This window comes from Salinigranum halophilum, from assembly GCF_007004735.1.
GTDB classification, from domain to species: domain Archaea; phylum Halobacteriota; class Halobacteria; order Halobacteriales; family Haloferacaceae; genus Salinigranum; species Salinigranum halophilum.
On the sequence record NZ_ML660182.1, the window covers coordinates 778070 to 795563 of the forward strand.

At 65.9% G+C, this 17494-nt stretch carries 18 protein-coding genes; 10 read left to right on the top strand and 8 right to left on the bottom strand.

Translation table 11 applies throughout. The features are described from left to right. Positions 1 to 225: 225 nt before the first annotated feature. Positions 226 to 516, top strand: a complete 291-nt coding sequence (locus E6N53_RS04065; protein ID WP_136589150.1) for a DUF5779 family protein — start codon at positions 226 to 228, stop codon at positions 514 to 516. A gap of 205 nt (positions 517 to 721) precedes the next feature. Here the strand turns inward: E6N53_RS04065 and E6N53_RS04070 are convergent, their stop codons facing one another. Then, the gene (locus E6N53_RS04070) at positions 722 to 1411 is read right to left on the bottom strand and encodes a VOC family protein (RefSeq protein ID WP_142857068.1); all 690 of its coding nucleotides are present in this window, start codon (positions 1409 to 1411) and stop codon (positions 722 to 724) included. 103 nt (positions 1412 to 1514) lie between these two features. Between E6N53_RS04070 and E6N53_RS04075 the strand changes: the two genes are divergently transcribed. Both E6N53_RS04075 and E6N53_RS04080 read left to right on the top strand, forming a co-directional pair. After that, positions 1515 to 2198, top strand: a complete 684-nt coding sequence (locus E6N53_RS04075; RefSeq protein ID WP_201741066.1) for a hypothetical protein — start codon at positions 1515 to 1517, stop codon at positions 2196 to 2198. Positions 2199 to 2273: 75 nt separating this feature from the next. Next, positions 2274 to 2753 carry a JAB/MPN domain protein-containing protein gene (locus E6N53_RS04080; protein WP_236639792.1) on the top strand — a complete coding sequence of 160 codons (480 nt, stop codon included), beginning with the start codon at positions 2274 to 2276 and terminating at the stop codon, positions 2751 to 2753. A gap of 28 nt (positions 2754 to 2781) precedes the next feature. Here E6N53_RS04080 and E6N53_RS04085 read toward each other — a convergent pair whose 3' ends face one another. Next, positions 2782 to 2991: a ribbon-helix-helix domain-containing protein gene (locus E6N53_RS04085; protein ID WP_136589152.1), complete on the bottom strand. Its 210-nt coding sequence runs from the start codon at positions 2989 to 2991 to the stop codon at positions 2782 to 2784. 160 nt (positions 2992 to 3151) lie between these two features. Here E6N53_RS04085 and E6N53_RS04090 point away from each other — a divergent pair, with 160 nt between their 5' ends. Beyond that, positions 3152 to 3475 (top strand): DUF5789 family protein, encoded by a 324-nt coding sequence (locus E6N53_RS04090; RefSeq protein WP_136602525.1) that lies wholly within the window; start codon positions 3152 to 3154, stop codon positions 3473 to 3475. A 36-nt stretch (positions 3476 to 3511) separates the two neighbouring features. Here the strand turns inward: E6N53_RS04090 and aglJ are convergent, their stop codons facing one another. Further along, positions 3512 to 4435, bottom strand: a complete 924-nt coding sequence (gene aglJ / locus E6N53_RS04095) for an S-layer glycoprotein N-glycosyltransferase AglJ (RefSeq protein WP_142857071.1) — start codon at positions 4433 to 4435, stop codon at positions 3512 to 3514. A gap of 149 nt (positions 4436 to 4584) precedes the next feature. On the opposite strand from aglJ, the gene glmU reads away from it, so the two are divergent. Beyond that, on the top strand, positions 4585 to 5742 hold the full coding sequence (gene glmU, locus E6N53_RS04100; RefSeq protein ID WP_136589155.1) for a bifunctional sugar-1-phosphate nucleotidylyltransferase/acetyltransferase: 1158 nt from the start codon (positions 4585 to 4587) through the stop codon (positions 5740 to 5742). A gap of 2 nt (positions 5743 to 5744) precedes the next feature. Next, complete coding sequence (gene glmS, locus E6N53_RS04105; RefSeq protein WP_142857074.1) at positions 5745 to 7547, top strand: glutamine--fructose-6-phosphate transaminase (isomerizing); 1803 nt, start codon at positions 5745 to 5747, stop codon at positions 7545 to 7547. 686 nt (positions 7548 to 8233) lie between these two features. Here glmS and E6N53_RS04110 read toward each other — a convergent pair. Next, the gene (locus E6N53_RS04110; protein ID WP_142857076.1) at positions 8234 to 9217 is read right to left on the bottom strand and encodes a GDP-mannose 4,6-dehydratase; all 984 of its coding nucleotides are present in this window, start codon (positions 9215 to 9217) and stop codon (positions 8234 to 8236) included. A 161-nt stretch (positions 9218 to 9378) separates the two neighbouring features. Between E6N53_RS04110 and E6N53_RS04115 the strand changes: the two genes are divergently transcribed. After that, positions 9379 to 10545, top strand: a complete 1167-nt coding sequence (locus E6N53_RS04115; RefSeq protein WP_161596511.1) for a DegT/DnrJ/EryC1/StrS family aminotransferase — start codon at positions 9379 to 9381, stop codon at positions 10543 to 10545. Positions 10546 to 10563: 18 nt separating this feature from the next. On the opposite strand, the gene E6N53_RS04120 is transcribed toward E6N53_RS04115, so the two are convergent. After that, positions 10564 to 11535 carry a hypothetical protein gene (locus tag E6N53_RS04120; RefSeq protein WP_142857080.1) on the bottom strand — a complete coding sequence of 324 codons (972 nt, stop codon included), beginning with the start codon at positions 11533 to 11535 and terminating at the stop codon, positions 10564 to 10566. A gap of 76 nt (positions 11536 to 11611) precedes the next feature. Here E6N53_RS04120 and E6N53_RS04125 point away from each other — a divergent pair, with 76 nt between their 5' ends. Further along, positions 11612 to 12607: an NAD-dependent epimerase/dehydratase family protein gene (locus E6N53_RS04125; RefSeq protein WP_142857082.1), complete on the top strand. Its 996-nt coding sequence runs from the start codon at positions 11612 to 11614 to the stop codon at positions 12605 to 12607. A 20-nt stretch (positions 12608 to 12627) separates the two neighbouring features. Here the strand turns inward: E6N53_RS04125 and E6N53_RS04130 are convergent, their stop codons facing one another. Continuing rightward, on the bottom strand, positions 12628 to 13725 hold the full coding sequence (locus tag E6N53_RS04130) for a glycosyltransferase family protein (RefSeq protein ID WP_142857084.1): 1098 nt from the start codon (positions 13723 to 13725) through the stop codon (positions 12628 to 12630). Positions 13726 to 13919: 194 nt separating this feature from the next. Between E6N53_RS04130 and E6N53_RS04135 the strand changes: the two genes are divergently transcribed. After that, the gene (locus E6N53_RS04135) at positions 13920 to 14399 is read left to right on the top strand and encodes an acyltransferase (RefSeq protein WP_136589162.1); all 480 of its coding nucleotides are present in this window, start codon (positions 13920 to 13922) and stop codon (positions 14397 to 14399) included. Here the strand turns inward: E6N53_RS04135 and E6N53_RS04140 are convergent. Continuing rightward, entirely contained in the window at positions 14389 to 15048 is a 660-nt protein-coding gene (locus E6N53_RS04140) for a PIG-L deacetylase family protein (RefSeq protein ID WP_136589163.1), read from the bottom strand. The two genes, E6N53_RS04135 and E6N53_RS04140, sit on opposite strands and share 11 nt — an antisense overlap. After that, positions 15048 to 15956 carry a methionyl-tRNA formyltransferase gene (locus E6N53_RS04145; RefSeq protein WP_142857086.1) on the bottom strand — a complete coding sequence of 303 codons (909 nt, stop codon included), beginning with the start codon at positions 15954 to 15956 and terminating at the stop codon, positions 15048 to 15050. Before E6N53_RS04145 ends, E6N53_RS04140 begins: the two co-directional genes overlap by 1 nt. Before the next feature lie 175 nt (positions 15957 to 16131). Here E6N53_RS04145 and E6N53_RS04150 point away from each other — a divergent pair, with 175 nt between their 5' ends. Further along, the gene (locus tag E6N53_RS04150; RefSeq protein ID WP_142857088.1) at positions 16132 to 17493 is read left to right on the top strand and encodes a sulfatase family protein; all 1362 of its coding nucleotides are present in this window, start codon (positions 16132 to 16134) and stop codon (positions 17491 to 17493) included. Position 17494: the final 1 nt, after the last annotated feature.

The window sequence follows — 17494 nt, forward strand, 5'->3', positions numbered from 1 at the left end:
GTATGAGACTATCTGTGGCACCGGGCGTGTCGGAACGCGGCTGAGCAGACCCCGTATTTTTCGCCCGATTTGTGTGAAATGCACGCGCGAACGGTCGCACGCGCCGAGCGATTGAACGTTCGTCTACGGCTGTGGTGAGTGGGTGGGTCCCCGAGATGGGCTGCGCCCCGACCCGGTCTCCGTCTCCGACCGAACGCTTTTCTCGTACGACCGCAACCGACGGATATGGCCGACTTCGACCTCGACCTCCGCGGCGCGGAGGAGTACCTCGACACCGACGACATCGAGGGGAACGTCATCCTCGGCGTCCTCGACGGGTCGACGCCCCCCGAGGAGTGGATCGCTGCCGTCGAGAGCGGGAGCGTCCTGTTCCTCGCCATCGAGGGGGACCTCAACCGCCTCGCCGCGGGCTTCGCGCGCGACGTCCGAGACATGGGCGGTGAACTGATGCACTTCCGCACGTTCCTCGTCGTCGCTCCCCCGGGCGTCCGCATCGACACCGAGCGTCTCTCCTGAACCGACGCGCACCCGGCTCGACCCGCTCGGGCCGACACCGCCTCGTCCCCGACCGTTCTTATCCGATGAGGCGGCCCACCGTGTCCGTGCGCTGACCGCCGCCGACGGACGGGTCGCGACGTGACGACACGCCGTCCGCCGACTCGCTCTCGCCCCACCTCGTGTCGTCCGTTCGCCCCTCCTCGATGTCTCGTGTCCCGCCGCGCTACGCCCGTGACTCGTCGACGAAGGTGAGAACGTGGCCGTCGGCCTCTCTGACCCGAACCCCGCCGTCGACCGTCTCGACCGTTGCCTCCGGCGCGACGGCCTCGGCGGCGAGAACAGGGTCGTCCGCGGCGAACCTGGCGTCGACGTGGACGCCCCCGCGCGCGTCGGCGATACCCAACTGCGGCTCCCACAGTTCGAGGTCCATCGGGCCCCGCAGTCGGACACGTCGACGGTCGCCGCCCCGGTCGACGACCTCGAACCCGAGCGTCTGATACCGCTCGACTGCGGGCGCGAGCGACTCGACTTCGAGCACGAGTTCGAAGACGCCCACGAGGCCGTCGGTGGCCTGCTCCGAGACGGTCCCGACCTCGACACAGTGGTCGTCGGGGTCGTCGACGTACAGCGACCGCGACCCGCCGAAGTCGAACGCGACGGTGGGGAGCGCCGAGAGCCGCGCCTCCCAGGTCTCGTACGCGTCCGCGCCCGTCGCGAAGGCGTAGTGGACGTGGAGGCCGCCGCGTGGAACCCCGTCGGGGCGCCGGAGCACGAGTCGCGTCTCGCCGACCTCGAAGACGACCTCGCTCTCGGTCGCTTCGACGGGGTCGAGGTCGAAGTACTCGGCGTAGAAGTCACGAGCCCTGTCGAGGTACTTCACTTCGAGTGCGAGTTGGGTGAGCGCGGAGAGCATCAGCCGGTGTTCGTCGGCCCGCGTGTTATACTGTCGGTCACGTCGGGGTGCGCAGCCGGTCGCAGTCGGGTTTTTTATGCGCGTCCGACCCGTGAATCCGACCATGCCGATGAAGGGTAGCGGAACGTCGCAACTGCGGGAGATCGACCGGTGGGACGGTGGGGTCGGCTGGATCGCCTATCCCGACGAGGGGATGCAACGGGCGAGCCACGCGCTGGCTGGCGACGACGGCGGGACGTGGGTCGTCGACCCGGTGGACGTTCGTGGCGTCGACGACCTCCTCGACTCGGTGGGCGACGTCGCCGGTGTCGTCGTCTGTCTCGACCGGCACAAACGCGACGCCGCCGCCGTCGCCCGCCGACACGACGTGTCGGTGTACGTCCCCAACTGGATGACCGGGGTCGCCTCGGACCTCGACGCGCCGACGGAGCGGTTCGGTCGCGACCTGGCCAGCAGCGGCTACCGCTCTGTGACCGTCGTCGACCGCTCGCTCCCGCCGTGGCAGGAGGCCGCCCTCTACCACGACGAGTCCGAGACACTCGTCGTTCCGGAGGCCGTGGGAACGGCCGAGTACTTCTGTGCGCCGGGGGAACCGCTCGGCGTCCACCCGATGCTCCGGCCGTCCCCGCCGAAGCGGGCGTTCCGTGGGCTTGACCCCGAGCGAGTCCTCGTCGGTCACGGCCCGGGCGTGTTCGAAGACGCCGGCACGGCCCTGCACGACGCGCTCGACAACGCCCGCGCACGACTCCCGGCCGCCTACGCCAGGGCGTTTCGGAGTCTCCTCTGAGGCGGGACGAGAGACGGAGTCGAGTCACGACCGGTCGGCAACACACTTTTTCGCGCCTGAGCACCTACAGCGAACGTGAACGACGTGGGCCAGTCGAGTGAAGCGACGAGTCACGGCGACGACCGCCAGCCGCTGTACGTCACGAGTGCGCTCCTCGACGTCCTCCTCGACATGAGCGAGAGCGACGAACCCGACGCGCTCAGTGTCGTGTTGACGTCGACCCGTGCGGGCGCGTTCGACACTGACCTCGGTCTCGACAGCGACACACCCGTCCTGTCGCACTTTTACCTCCCCGACGCAGGGCGCTCGGTCAACGCGGTCTTCGGACTGGACCTGTCGACACCCGCGGGACGGGGCCGCGCGCGGTTTCACGCCCACCCCCAGGGACCACGTGAACCGACGAAGCGCGACGACTTCGCGGCCGCCGTCATCGTCGCCGTCCCGCCGTGGGACCGGACGGCGGTCCGGGCGTACGGTCGCTCGGGCGAGCGACTGGCGCTCGAAACCGTGGACGCGGAGCCGCCGGAGGAGACACTCGGAGACGCATCACTGTGACGCCGCACACAGGGGACGACGCCCTGGGTTACTCGAGATAGCCCAGGTCGACGAGCTGGTCGGCGATCTCCTCGAACTCCGCCTCGGTCAGCTCCCCGGTCCGTTCGTGCTGGATGACGATGCTCCGGAGCAGAAAGCGCACGAGGTCGCTCGTCGAGGAGAAGCTCGTCCCCTCGATGGTGTCTTCGACACGTTCGGCGAGCTCCTTCGGAATCGAAACCGTCGTGTAGTCGGTCACGACTGGAGAGTGACGGTGACACGAGTTACGCCTTGTGGAGTTCGATGGACTACAGCGACGCCCGGCAGTCACTGGTTTCGACGCGGGACGCGTCTGGAATCTCCGGCGCGCCCACGCGTCTTCGGGAGTTTTTCAACACAGGACCACGTACGCGGCAGTGATGGGAGTCAGGCCACCACAGCAGGACGGGTCGGACGCCGACCACATCGAGTTCGGCATCGCGGCGCTCGAGCCCCACATCGACGAGCGAATCGACTACCCCGCGACAGCCGACGAAATCGTCGAGACCGTCGGCGACGTCCAGGTCTCGTACGACGCCTCCGGCGGCACGGTCGCGCTGTCGGAAATCCTCGAAGCGGCCCCTGCCCGTCGGTTCGAATCGAAGCGCGACCTGCTCGACACGCTCCACCCGGTGTTCGAGGAGTACCGTGCCGCCACGTCGAACAGCCTCGTCGGGCGACTCCGCGGTCTCCTCCCGTTCTAGCGGTCGCTGACTCGGGCCGTCTCCCGGACGCCGACCTCACTCGCGTCGCTCTTCGAGGCGGTCGAGCCGTTGCATCTGCTCTCTGTGGAGCGAGAAGATGAGGTCCGAGAGGACGCCGAACATCAGCAGTTGAACGCCGAAGAGGATGCCCGACGCCGCGACGACCGCCATGACCTCGTGTGAGATACTGCGGGTGACCCACTCGACACCGACCCAGATGGCGATGCCGAGGCCGACCGCCGTCGAGACGAAGCCGACGCTCCCGAAGTAAAACAGCGGGTTGTTCGTCTTCGCGCGGCGGTACAGTTCGAGGAGGATGATGCTCCCGTCGCGCAGCGGGCTGAGGTTCGTGTTCGACCCCGACGGCCGCGGGAGGTAGGTGATGGGAACGACGGTGGTCTCGATGCGGTGTTTCGCACACTCGACCGCCATCTCCGTCTCGATACCGAACCCCTCCGCGGTGAGCGTCATCCGCTCGAACGACTCCCGAGAGAACGCCCGGTAGCCCGAGAGGATGTCGCCGAAGTCGGTCCCGTGGATGTACGCGAAGGCCCGGTTGAACAGTCGGTTTCCGACCCGATTGAGCCGCGTCATCGCCCCCGCACGCATGTCGGCGAAGCGGTCTCCGATGACGTGTTCGTACCCCTCGTCGAGCGGTTCGAGCATCGCCTCGGCGTCCGACGGCAGATACGTCCCGTCCCCGTCCACCATCAGGACGTACGGTGCCTCGATGTGCTCCGAGACGGCTTCACGGACGGCCTGCCCCTTGCCGGTCCCCGCCTGTGAGACGACTCGCGCACCCGCGTCGGTCGCCGCGTCGACGGTTCCGTCGGTCGACCCGCCGTCGATTACGAGCACGTTCTCGAACCCCGCCTCACGGTAGTCGCGGACGACGTCTCCGATGGTCTCTGCCTCGTCGAGCGTCGGCACGAGGACGCAGACGTCGTCACGCGGTGGCATCATCGGCGGTAACGTGCATGGTTTAAATAACACTTCCGCTCTCCCCACGTCAGCCGGGGTCCGAGCCCGGTCGCAGGCTGTGGGTACCGGCGTGAAAGTTGTGCTAGGCGCAGCATATACAAGGACGTCCGGCGCATCTGCAAGAGAGTATGCACGCAGTTATTCTTGCGGCGGGGGAGGGGATGCGCCTCCGACCGCTCACCCGCACGAGGCCGAAACCGATGGTCCCCATCGGGAACCGGCCGCTTCTCGAGTACGTCCTCGAAGCAGTCGCCGACGCGGGCATCGAGGACGTCGTCCTCGTCGTCGGGTACAAGCGCGAACGGATCCAGAGCCACTTCGGCGACGGCAACGACTGGGAGGTCGATATCACCTACGCCGTCCAGGACAAACAGCTCGGCACGGGGCACGCTGTCGCCCAGGCCGAACCGTACGTCGACGGCGAGTTCATCGTCCTGAACGGAGACCGAATCATCGACAGCTCGCTCGTCTCACGCATCGCCGACGACGCGACGCCGGCCCCCGCAGTGGCCATCCGACGGTCGGAGACGCCGAGCGCGTACGGCGTCGTCGACCTCGACGGCGACAGGGTCGTCTCGGTCGACGAGAAACCCCGGGGTCGAACCCCGGCGAGCGACCTCATCAACGCGGGCGTCTACAAGTTCACGCCGAGCGTCTTCGACGCCATCGGCCGGATAGACACCGTCGGCGAGTCGCCCATCACGGCCGCGCTCGACCACCTCGCTGCGGAGGGGTCGGTCCGGGCCGTCCGGTACGACGGCCGCTGGCTCGACGTCTCGGTCCCGTGGGACCTCCTGTCGGTGAACGCCAGCGTCCTCGACGAGACGGGCGGCCACGTCGACGACGCCGCCGTCATCCACGACTCCGCGACCGTCGCGGGCCCCGTCGACATCGACGAGGACACCCACGTCCACCCGAACGCGACGCTCCTCGCGGGCACCAGCCTCGGCGCCAACGCCGAAGTCGGGGCCAACGCGGTCGTCTCTAACACCGTCGTCCTCCCCGACGCCACCGTCGAGGCCGGCGCGGTGTTGCACGACTGCATCGTCGGCTCCAACACCGTCGTCGGCGCGAACGGAACCGTCTCGGGCGGCCTCGCAACCGTCGCCATCGCGGGCGAACTGTACGAGTCGGCCCGCATCGGCGCCGTCGTCGGCGACAACGTCGACATCGGCGGCGGCGTCACGCTGGCACCCGGCACGATCATCGGGAACGACGCACGCGTCCACGAGGGGACGACGGTCGACGGGCAGGTCGAAGACGGCGCGACCATCAGGAGAGGGTAACCATGTGTGGAATCATCGGCTACATCGGCGAGGAACGAGCACTGCCGATTCTTCAGACCGGCCTGGAGAATCTCGAGTACCGCGGCTACGACTCCGTGGGCGTCGCGCTCCGGGGCGTCGACGACCTCCGCCTGTTCAAGCAGGCGGGGCGCATCAAGGACCTCACGCTCCCCGACACCGACGACGCGACGGTCGGCATCGGCCACACCCGCTGGAGCACTCACGGCGAGCCGACGGACGCGAACGCCCACCCCCACACCGACTGCACGGGCACCGTCGCCGTAGTCCACAACGGTATCATCGAGAACTACGACAGCCTCCGCGAGGAACTCGCCGACCACGCGTTCACCTCGGAGACGGACACCGAGGTGGTCCCCCACCTCATCGAGGAGTACCTCGCGGAGGGGGACGACCTGCCCGAGGCGGTCGACAAGGTCCTCGAACGCCTCGAGGGAACGTTCGCGCTCGGAATCGTTAGCACCGACTTCGACGGCATCGTCGCCGCCCGGCAGGACAGCCCGCTCGTCATCGGGCACGGTGAGACGGGCGCGTTCATCGCCAGCGACGTCACCGCCTTCCTCGAACACACCCGCGACGTGACCTACGTCGAGGACGGCGACGTCGCCGTCCTCACCGACGAGGGCGTCGAGATTCGGAACGACGGCGCGCTCGTCGAGCGTCCACACGAACACGTCGAGTGGGAGGCCGAAGCCGCCGAGAAGAGCGGCTACGACCACTACATGCTCAAGGAGATCCACGAGCAGCCGACGGCGCTCCGCCAGACCCTCTCGGGACGCATCGACGAACTCAACGGCGAGGTCGACCTCGACGTCGACCTCCCGAAGGAGTACCTCAACTCCCTCGAAGAGGTGACGTTCGTGGCCTGTGGGACATCTTACCACGCAGGACTGTACGCCGCGCGCCTCGTCGAGTCGCTGGCCGACGTCCGCGCCTCCGCGGAGATCGCCAGCGAGTACGAGTTCGACGGCGGCCGCGACCCCTGGCGCACCCTCGTCGTTCCCGTCACCCAGAGCGGCGAGACCGCCGACACCCTCTCGGCACTCCGCCGGGCGAAGCGCGCCGGCGCACGGAGTCTCGCCGTGACGAACACGCTCGGCAGTACCGTGACCCGCGAGGCCGACGAGACCGTGTTCATCCGCGCCGGCCCCGAGATCGGCGTGGCGGCGACCAAGACGTTCGTCTCGCAGGTCGCGACTCTCGCCCTCCTCACGGTCTCCGTCGCCCGCGCACGCGGTGAGATGTCGACCACGGACGCCATCGAGTTCCTCGGCCACGTCCGCCAACTCCCGGGGGCCGTCCAGAAGGTCCTCGACGAGGAGGCCGGGTTCAAGGAGGCCGCGGCGGAGTACGCCGACGGCGAGGCGTTCTTCTTCATCGGCCGCAACCTCGGCTATCCGGTGGCGCTGGAGGGCGCGCTCAAACTGAAGGAGATCGCGTACGTCCACGCCGAGGGCTTCGCCGCCGGCGAGCTGAAACACGGACCGCTCGCGCTCGTCACGCCGAAGTCGCCGGTGCTCGCGGTCCTCACGCAGGGGTCGCGCCCGGAGGCGACGCTCAACAACGTGAAGGAGGTCGAATCACGCGGCGCGCCCGTCATCGGCTGTACCTCGCTCGACGACGCGGAGAAGTTCCTCGACGTCACGTTCGAGATGCCCGAACTGGGCGACCTCTCGCCGCTCATCGCGAACGTCTGTTTCCAGCTGTTCGCCTACCACGTGGCGAACCTGAAGGGACGATCAATCGACAAACCGCGGAACCTCGCGAAGAGCGTCACGGTCGAGTAAATCCGGTAGACTGCGCCGCCGTTCTTTCACCGGTTCAGACGGTCTGTCCTCGTTCTGACCGGGTCGTCACCGTTGCTGGAGATCGAAGCTGATAGCGGTTCGCAACGAACATCGTCGATTCGTGTGCTCCGGCAGGCTGCACACGCGCCGTGGGATCTGTACAGCGCGTCTCCATCGCGGATGGAGGCAACTACTCAGAAGTAGTGCTGTGAGTGTACGTACTGAGTGACACGAGTTGGGTCAGTGGTTGAGCTGTGAGGACGAACAGTGAGCGTATGGAGTCGCCAGGGCAGTGGACCGCAGCCTCACTCCTCCCCGGCCGGTCGCTCGCGCACGGGGGCGCGAGCAGACCCTCGCGCGCTGTTCGCTCGTTGCCCTCGCTCACTTCCGCGCGCCGACCGCCACGACACGAGGGCGCGTGACGGTCGCGGACGGAGCCGCGACCACACGCGCGAGGGGCGAGTGAGCGACCGAAGGGAGGCGAGCGAGTCGGTTGGGGTGGGTGAGGTTACACCGCCCTGGTGACTGCTCTCGTACGGTGCCTCTCTGACACTCATCGCTGTGTCGACACTCTCGCCGAATGACGAGCCGATCAACTGTCTCTCGTACGCTACTCCTCCCACGTCTGACCGCTCACGCTGAGACGTACGAGGACGTGGGTCAGTCGCGTATGACGACAGACCGACTCAGGAGTCGAAGACGAGCGGTTCGTACCACTCCCGGTTGTCGCGGTACCAGTCGATGAACTTCGAGACGCCCTCGCGAATCGACGTCGACGGCTCGTAGCCGACGAGTTCCTTCGCACGCGAGACGTCCGAGTGGGTGTGCCGCGCGTCGGCCTCGAGCGCCTCCTGATAGACGATTTCGACGTCCGCGCCCGTCTCGTCGACGACGTACTGCGCGAGGTCGGTGATGGTGATGTTCCCCGTCGACCCGACGTTCATCGTCTCGCCGTCCGCGGCGTCCGTGTCGAGCAGTTTCAGATTCGCCCCGACGATGTCGTCGACGTAGGTGAAGTCCCGCGTCTGCTTCCCGTCGCCGTAGATGAGCGGCGGGTCACCGTTCAGACAGCGCGAGACGAAGTTCGAGATGGCCATGTTCGGGCGCATCCGGGGCCCGTAGACGGTGAAGTACCGGAGGTTCACACAGGGGAGGTCGAAGAGGTCCGTCCAGACGTTGCAGTAGTGTTCCGCCGTGAGTTTGGTGACGCCGTAGGGGGAGCGGGGGTTCGTCGGATGCTCCTCGTCGTACGGGAGATACTGGTCGCGCCCGTAGACCGACGAGGACGAGGCGTGGACGAACCGCTGGACGTCGTGGTCGGCGGCGGCTTCGAGAAGGTTCAAGAGGCCGGTAGTGTTGACCGCGTGGACGCGTTTGGGGTCCTCGACGCTCGCGCGGACACCCGCCTGTGCGGCCTGGTGGTAGACGAACTCGACGTCGTACTCGTCGAAGAGCGACTCGACGCGCTCCTCGTCGAGGATGGTGCCGTCGACGAAGGTGTAGTGGTCGCCGCCGAGTTCGCGGCAGGTGTCGACGTTGTGCTGCTTGATCCCGACGTCGTAGTACGGTTCGAGGTTGTCGAAGACGACGACGTCGTGGCCCGCCTCGAGGAGGCCTTCGGTGATGTGTGAGCCGATGAATCCGGCACCGCCGGTTACGAGGACACGCATTGTCCTCTGTATTTCGCCCGGGTGGTTTGTGGATTCCGGTTGCTGAAGCGTCGAGAACAGGTCGGACGTGGTGACCCCGACCGGTCACGACCCAGAACGGTCGACGACCCGGTGAGCACCGGCGACGCTGCATTGATATGTACCGACAGGTCAGATGGAGTATGAGCGACCGATACGTCAGCGTGGCCGAGCCGATTCTCGGGCCCGAAGAACACGAGAACGTCGAGGCGGTCCTGGAGAGCGGCCGGTTCCTCCAGGGACCGTACGTCGAGGAGTTCGAGCAGAAGTGGGCCGACCTGGTCGGTGTCGACCACGCCATCGCCGTGAGCAACGGCACCACCGCCATCCAGCTCTCGCTGAAGGCGCTCGGTCTCCGGCCCGGTGACGAGGTCGTCGTCCCCAGCCTGACGTTCGGGTCGACGGCGACCGCCATCGTCCACCAGGCGGGTGTCCCCGTCTTCGCCGACATCGACCGCGAGCTCTACACCCTCGACCACACCGACGTCGAGCGCTGTCTGAGCGACCGGACCGCGGCCGTCATGCCGGTCCACCTCTACGGCCATCCGGCGGAGATGGACGAGATCTGCGCCTTCGCCGACGAGCACGACCTCGCGGTCATCGAGGACGCCGCACAGGCGCACGGCGCGCGGTACAGAGGTGACGTGGTCGGGAGCATCGGCGACGTGGGCTGTTTCTCCTTCTACGCGACGAAGAACATCACCACGGGTGAGGGCGGCGTCGTCACCACCGACGACGACGACCTCGCCGCCGAGATTCGTCTCCTCCGGAGCCACGGGATGGCGAACCGTGACGAGCACGTCACCCTCGGCTACAACTATCGAATGAGCGACCTCAACGGAGCCATCGGCTCCGCGCAGGTCGACCGTCTCGCCGGGTTCAATCAGCGTCGCCGAGAGATCTCCGAGCGACTCTTCGAGGAACTGTCTGACCTCGACTGGCTCCGCCCGGCAGTCGTTCGCGACTACGTCGACCACGCGTACTTCTGGGCGCCGTTCGAGATCGATACCGACGCCATCGGGATGAGCGGCAAGGAGGTGTGGCGCGAACTCAAAGAGCGGGGCGTCGAGACGCGTCACCGCTACGTCGACCCGCTGTACGACCAGCCGGTGTTCGCCGAACACCGCGGGTTCAACAGCGACTTCCCGTGGAGTGCGAACGAACACGCCCACGACTACGACCTCTCGCTCCCGAACGTCGAGGCCGTCGCGGGCAACACCATCGGCCTCCCGAACCATCCGGGCCTCGACGACGAGGACGTCGACTACGTCGTCGAGACGGTACAGGCGTTCGGTGACGAGGTGCGGTGACGTCCGGCGGAGTAGTCCTCACTCGACGTAGCCGAGCATCCGGAGCCGTTCTGCGGCGGTGCCGTCGTCGAACTGTTCGCGCTGGCGGGGTGGCTCACTCGTGATGTCCCGTCGTTCGTCCGCCTCAGAGACGAACCACGGGACCTCGGTCAGTGCGGGAATCAACACGCCGAGCGGGTGGCCGTACACCCGGATGGGGAACGGCCACGCGAACTCGCCGAACGCCTCGCCGTGGTCGGCCGTCACCACCGTCTTCCCCGGTATCTCGTCGAGCAGGTCGTGAACGACCGGCATCGCCCGGTCGAGGTTAGACCGATACGCCGACCACACGGTCTCCTTCGAGAGGTCGCCGCGGGCGAGGCGTTCGAACGAGGTCGGCTCCCGCTCTGCGTGAGCCTTCGCCTCCCGACCCAGGGCCTTCTCACGGAGGGCAGAGTCTCGAACCCCGAGTCTCTGCTCGCCGACGAACGGCTCGTGTGGCTGGACGAAGTGGAAGACGTGGCGCTTGTTCGGATACTGTTCGAGTGCGGCCCGACAGGCCGCACCCATCGCCTCGGGCGTGACCGTGTTCAGTTCGTCGTCCCAGTTGTCACGCCAAGCCGGGACGACGGCGTGGAAGGTGTCGTCGTCGAGCAGCGTGTTCACGTACGCGTTCGCTGTGACGTACACGGTGTCGTGGAACTGGCCGTCTGAGAAGTTCTCACGGAGGAAGCCGGGCGTCCCCGACTCACGCGAGATGCGCCGCTCCAGACGCCCGTCGAGCCCGTGTTCGGCCGCCGCGCGCTGGAAGGCGTCGTACCGACAGGCGTCGAGGATAACGAGCGTGTCCCAGTCGGCTTCGTGGACCGGCCGGTCCGCACTGTCATCCACCCGACGAAAGTACCGGCTCACGGCGTGGGTGAGAAACCGCTGGCGCCACCAGAACGTGTTCCGACCGTTCGTTCGAATCTCGTCGAGGGCGTACGCGATGCGAGACGTGGGGAGAGACACGACCAATCGAGTAATCATCGCGACTGATAAATAAAAACAAAGTGTTTAACCTCCGCTTGGTATATCGCCGCGTGAGATGCGAGTACTCGTCACGGGCGGCGCCGGCTACATCGGGAACTACATCATCGAGGAACTCCTCCAGAACGGTCACGACGTTCGTGTGCTCGACTCGATGCTCTTCGGAGACGACGCACTCGAGCCGTTCTTCGACCACGAGCGACTCGAGATTCGAGAGGGCGACATCCGCCACATCGAGGACCTGTCTTACGCTCTCGAGGACATGGAGGCGGTCGTCCACATGGCCGGTATCGTCGGCGACCCCGCGTGTGACGTGAACGAACAGGCGACCCAGTCGGTGAATATCGAGGCGACGAAGGCGCTCGTCGAGACGTGCAAGCTCCACGACATCGACCGCCTCGTCTTCGCCTCCACCTGTAGCGTCTACGGCGCGAGCGAACTGATGGAACTCAACGAGGGGTCGTATCTCAACCCGCTCTCGCTGTACGCCGAGTCGAAGATCGAGTCCGAGGAGATCATCCTCCACGCGACGAACGAGAAGTTCGCCGACGCGAACGACCTCACGCCGACGATTCTCCGACTGGGGACCCTCTTCGGCTGGTCGCGGCGGATGCGGTTCGACCTCGTGGTGAACCTCCTGACCGCGAAGGCAGTGCTCGAAGGCGACATCCCCGTCTACGGTGGCGAACAGTACCGCCCGCTCGTCCACGCCCAGGACGCCGCCCGGGCGTTCGTCGCCGTGCTGGAAGCCCCGAGGGAGAAGGTCGACCAGCAGATTTTCAACGTCGGCGACAACGACCTCAACTACCAGATCAAGGAGGTGGGTCGCATCGTCGAGGAGAACGTCCCCGACGCCGAGGTGCGCTTCGTCGAGCACAAGGAGGACGAACGCACCTATCGGGTGAGCTTCGACAAGATCAACTACATCCTCGGCTGGGAGGCGGAGAAGGACATCGCGGACGGTGTCGGGGAAATCAAGGCGTGGATGGATCAAGAAGACATCACCGAGTACGGAAAGGACGCGTTCCGGAACTCCGAGTACCCGTATATATAACCTCCTCGCTGCGCTGGGCCTCACTCGGCCGCCTCGTACATCGAGTCGAGTACCCTCGCTAGTTCGTCGACGAGCTGTGACCGTGAGAACCGTTCGTAGACTGCCGTCGAGGCACCGTGGAACTGCCCGTCTCGAAGTTGACGAAGTGCCGTCGCGACCTCCGCGGGGTCGTCCGGTGAGGCGACGACGCCGAGGTCGTGCTCTTCGATGAACGTGGCGACTCGAAACGACGGGTCGACGACGGCCAGAATCGGTCGTCTCGAAGCGATGTAGTCCCAGATCTTCGAGGGGACGTTTCGTGCGTTCTTCTCGTCGGTTCCGCCGATGTACAACACCGCATCCGACCCGTTGAGCACAGGGACGATTTCCTCGTGGGGAACGAACCCGTGTGTTCGAACGACCGTATCGACGGCGTGGTCTTCGGCATACTGCTGATACTCGTCGCACCAGTCGCCGTAGAACTGGACGACGATGTCGTCATCAGCGTCCCGGATGAACTGGTTGAGGCCGTCGAGGAACGAGAACGGCTCCAGCCAGCCGGGGTAGAACGACCCCGCGTAGGTAATCGTGAACGTGTCGTAGGCGGCCGCTCCCGCGTCCTCGAAGCGGTCCGGGACGAACCCGAGGAACGGGAGCCGTTCGATATCCGCGTTGTGATCGGGGTACTGTGTGCGGAAGTAGTCCGGTGGGAGTTGGATACCGTCGATCCACACCACCTTCGTCGCACGGGAGACGACCAGCTGCTCGACGAGCCGTCTGGCGTGATACCGGGCAGAGCCCGCTGCCACGTCGGGATCAGTCACGAGTGCGTCCCGGAGTTCGGCGAGCCACGGGAGCCCACAGAGGAGGCTGATGACGAACCCGATGAGGTGCAGGTGGAACGGGTTGTTGATAGAGTGAACCACGTCCACGTCGTGTTTTCGAGCCATGCGGACACCCCGAATGATCGCCACAGGAAGGGTGAGGACGTAGGGCTCGTCGACCGGGCAGATGACGAGATTCCACCCTCGCTCATCGAGCAGCACCTCCCTCGTCGCCAGTTTCTCCGCACGTCCACCGGGGTCCGTCGGGAGGTAATCCGAGACCAGGAGTACTGTCCGCTGATTCGGTCGGGTCACAGCTCTCAGCTAGCCACTTCGAGAAGCCGTCCGAAAACACTACTCATCCGAATCAGCGACGTCTGACTCCCTGACAACGCCGTGGGATTCGCTGGCTGGTCAGCACGTCGGAACGAACCATTATCACGACTCGACCCGACTGCTCCGCGTATGGGCTCGAAGGTCAGACGCGACAGAGACACCATCGACGGCACATGACCGGGACGATTCACCAGCCGAGCGTGGTCATCGATGAGGAGAACCTGGCGCTCCACGAGACGGGGCGCATCGACGCGTTCTGTTACATCAACTGCAGTGGCGGGGTCGAAATCGGTCCCGAATCCGTCATCCACTGCGGGAGCCACGTCGTCGGTGCCGGCGGGCTGGTTATGGGGGCACGAAGCGTCGTGACGTACAACTGTGTCCTCGCCACGGCGGTCCCGGGGATGGACGGCCCGATGTCGTCGATGGTCGACAAACGTGAGGTGAACCGGAACGTCGCTCCCATAACGATCGGTGACGAGGCGTTCGTCGGCTCGTGTGCGGTGGTTATGCCAGGGGTGACGATTCACGACGCCGGTGTGGTAGCCGCTGGCGCCTACGTCGACAGAGACGTCCCACCGGGGACCGTCCTGATGCCCGACGGGTCGACTCGTGAGCGGCCGGGGGAGTGGTCACGGTTCACTAACCGGTGAGCGCGTCGTCGAAATCGAACCACCGGACGATGTTGAACGCCTCCGCGTGGTCGTAGCCGACCTCCATGCCACGTTGTCTGGCCTTCGTTCGAATCCCTTCGACCGAGCGCGGGTGTGGCCACTCCTCGACCTCGGACTCGATTTTCCGCATCGCCTCGACCTTCTGGTCGATGGTCTCCGAGACGTCGGTGTAGAAGTTCGGAGCGAACGGTTCCGGCCCCCACTCGCTCGACGAGAGCACCTCTAGCGTAGCGATTCCGACCGGTTTCTCTATGGAGCGGCCGACGACCATCGCGCTCCGGAACGCCGCCCAGTGGTCCTGGTTGACGTCACCCTCGTCGAGCGTGAGGATGACGTCCGGGTCGAGCCCGAGTTCGTCGAACGCGATGTTGATGTCGATGAGCGGGGTCGTATCGAGCTTCATCGTCGGGAAGTCCAGGAAGTGGATGTGGTCCGACGGGACTCCAAGCGACCCGAGCGCCTCGTGGGCGTTGTCCCGGTTGTCGTAGTTCTTCTCCGGGTGGTAGTTGTAGTCCTCAGTCAAGTACACGACGTCGACGGTGTGCCCGGCCTCGACCATCTGTGGAATCGTCCCACCACAGCCGAGAACGCCGTCGTCGACGTGGCAGACGTAGATGACGACCTGCATCAGTACGGTGCCGCCCCCAGACGGTCTCCCGCTGTCGCAGGATTGTCGTCGTTCGTGTACTCGACTGAGAGGTCGACGGTCCCCTCGCCGCACTGGACGACGACGCGGTCGGTCTCCGCTGTCGCGTCGAGGACAGCCCCCGGTGCGGCCTTCGTCACGGTCGGGTGGGACACGCGGCTCTCCCACGCAGTCACCTTGTTCATTTCGTGGTAGGAGAACGCGCCAGGGTATGGGTGTGACTGTCCGCGGACGAAGTTGTGGACGTCCCACGCCGAATCGGTCCAGTCGATGATTCCCATGTCTGGCCGTCGCGGATGGGTATAGGTCGCGTCGCCGGCGTCCTGTGGGTCCGCAGAGAAGTCGCCCTCGCAGAACCGTGGGAGGAGCGACTCCTCGAGGAGCGTAATCGACTCCTGGGTACACTTGTCGTGAAGCTCCTGAGCGTGGTCGTCAGGAGCGATGTCTACGATACCCTGTTCGAGGATGGGACCGGAGTCGACGCCCTCGTCGAGCCAGAACAGCGAGACACCCGTCCGGTCGAGGCCGTGAATGAGTGCCCACGCCACCGGCGCTCGCCCCCGACGTTCGGGCAGCAGTGAGAGGTGTCGGCCGACGCACCCGACGTTCGGCGTCTCGAGCGCGTCCTCGTGGAGCAACTCTGGCCACCCCATGACGAGGAGGACGTCGATATCGTGTTCTCGCAGCGCGTCGAGCGCCTCCGGGGAGTTGATCGTCTCGACCCGGAGCCACGGGTCGTACGACTCGTACGCCACCCCTCGACCGTACGTCGCTTCGACCTCGTCGGTGAACGAGATGACCAGTTCCGGGTCGACGTCGATGGCGTCGAGTATCTCTTTGGTAACCGTGCTGTACCCGAGATAGCCGACGTTCAGATTCTCGTGAGACATCTTGTCATCTGATTCGCAATGCGTCCACCAACGTATAACAACAGGTCACTGGTACTGCTCCTGCTAGCACCACGGCAGCGCACGGCGAGTCCGGTGAATTCGAAGCGGGGTACAACGAGGGCGGACATAGAAAGATACACGTAATCCACTCGTAGAATATGGCACGAATCGTCTCATGCAGAATCTCCTCCTGATCACCGTCGACTCGCTCCGAGCCGACCACATGAGCTGTTACGGCTACGAGCGAGAGACGTCCCCGTCGCTCGACGCACTCGCGGCGTCCTCCCATCGGTTCACCAGCGCGTTCGCTCACGCCCACGCGACCCGCGCGTCGTTCCCGAGCATCCTGACGTCGACGTATCCGACGATGTACGGCGGGTTCGAACGGCTCGCCCCCGAGCAGACCGTCGTCGCGGAGCCGCTCCAGGAGGCCGGGCTCGACACGGCGGGCTTTCACTCCAATCCGTTCCTCTCGCGGGGGTTCGGCTACGAGCGCGGGTTCGACACGTTCTACGACTCACAGTCGGAGCCGACGCTCTTCTCGAAGCTCCGCGAGTGGGTGAAACAGAACCTCGACAACGACGGGGTCGTCTTCGGCCTCCTGAGTTCGGCGTTCAACGCGACCGAACGGAAGGCGGGTATCGAAATCGGGTCGTCGTACGTCAAGGCGGACGACCTGACCGACCGAGCGGTCGAGTGGGTGGACAGACCCGACGCGTCTGCGACGGGGAACTTCCTCTGGGTCCACTACATGGACGTCCACCATCCGTACGTGCCACCCGAACGGTACCAGCGGCTGTTCCGGTCGGAGCCGGTCGCCGACCGCCGGTCCATCCGCCTGCGCCGGAAGATGCTCCAGACCCCCGCAGACGTTACGGACGAGGAACTGCAGACCATCGTCGACCTGTACGACGCCGAGATCCGGTTCGTGGACGACGAGGTCGACCGACTCCTGCGTCACGTCGCCGAGCGCTGGGGAGAGACGGCCGTGTTCTTCACGGCCGACCACGGCGAGGAGTTCCGCGACCACGGCGCGTTCAGTCACGGGACGCTCCACGACGAGGGGATTCACGTCCCGCTCGTCGTCGACCTCGACGACACCGGCGGGACGCACGACGAACTCGTCGGACTCCTCGACCTCGCCCCGACGATTCTCGACTACGCCGGCGTCGAGGCACCGGAGACGTATCTGGGGCGGAGCTTCAGACCCCTGCTCGACGGCGGGACGTGGACCCGCGACCACGTCATCGGCGAGCGGGGTTCGGACGACGAGACGGGTAACGCCCGGATGTACTACCGCGACCGCCGCTGGAAGTACCTCGTCGACGGCGGTCCACCGCAGCTGTTCGACGTCGTCGCCGACCCCGACGAACGCGACGACGTCATCGACCAGCACCCCGAGGTGAGTGCGCGCATCGCCGAGGTCCTCTCGGACCACCGGGCGACCGTCGACCGCACGGACACCGACCTCGACGCCGTCGAACTGGACGACGACATCGAGGACCGGCTGACTGCCCTCGGGTACCGGGACGAGTAAC

Bases quoted from the DNA above. Each gene is read 5' to 3' on its own strand.
- E6N53_RS04140 (WP_136589163.1), bottom strand. From the start codon at position 15,048: ATGCAGGTCGTCATCTACGTCTGCCACGTCGACGACGGCGTTCTCGGC.
- E6N53_RS04110 (WP_142857076.1), bottom strand. From the start codon at position 9,217: ATGCGTGTCCTCGTAACCGGCGGTGCCGGATTCATCGGCTCACACATC.
- glmS (WP_142857074.1), top strand. From the start codon at position 5,745: ATGTGTGGAATCATCGGCTACATCGGCGAGGAACGAGCACTGCCGATT.
- E6N53_RS04065 (WP_136589150.1), top strand. From the start codon at position 226: ATGGCCGACTTCGACCTCGACCTCCGCGGCGCGGAGGAGTACCTCGAC.
- E6N53_RS04150 (WP_142857088.1), top strand. From the start codon at position 16,132: ATGCAGAATCTCCTCCTGATCACCGTCGACTCGCTCCGAGCCGACCAC.
- glmU (WP_136589155.1), top strand. From the start codon at position 4,585: ATGCACGCAGTTATTCTTGCGGCGGGGGAGGGGATGCGCCTCCGACCG.
- E6N53_RS04070 (WP_142857068.1), bottom strand. From the start codon at position 1,411: ATGCTCTCCGCGCTCACCCAACTCGCACTCGAAGTGAAGTACCTCGAC.
- aglJ (WP_142857071.1), bottom strand. From the start codon at position 4,435: ATGCCACCGCGTGACGACGTCTGCGTCCTCGTGCCGACGCTCGACGAG.
- E6N53_RS04145 (WP_142857086.1), bottom strand. From the start codon at position 15,956: ATGTCTCACGAGAATCTGAACGTCGGCTATCTCGGGTACAGCACGGTT.
- E6N53_RS04115 (WP_161596511.1), top strand. From the start codon at position 9,379: ATGAGCGACCGATACGTCAGCGTGGCCGAGCCGATTCTCGGGCCCGAA.
- E6N53_RS04135 (WP_136589162.1), top strand. From the start codon at position 13,920: ATGACCGGGACGATTCACCAGCCGAGCGTGGTCATCGATGAGGAGAAC.
- E6N53_RS04090 (WP_136602525.1), top strand. From the start codon at position 3,152: ATGGGAGTCAGGCCACCACAGCAGGACGGGTCGGACGCCGACCACATC.
- E6N53_RS04075 (WP_201741066.1), top strand. From the start codon at position 1,515: ATGCCGATGAAGGGTAGCGGAACGTCGCAACTGCGGGAGATCGACCGG.
- E6N53_RS04125 (WP_142857082.1), top strand. From the start codon at position 11,612: ATGCGAGTACTCGTCACGGGCGGCGCCGGCTACATCGGGAACTACATC.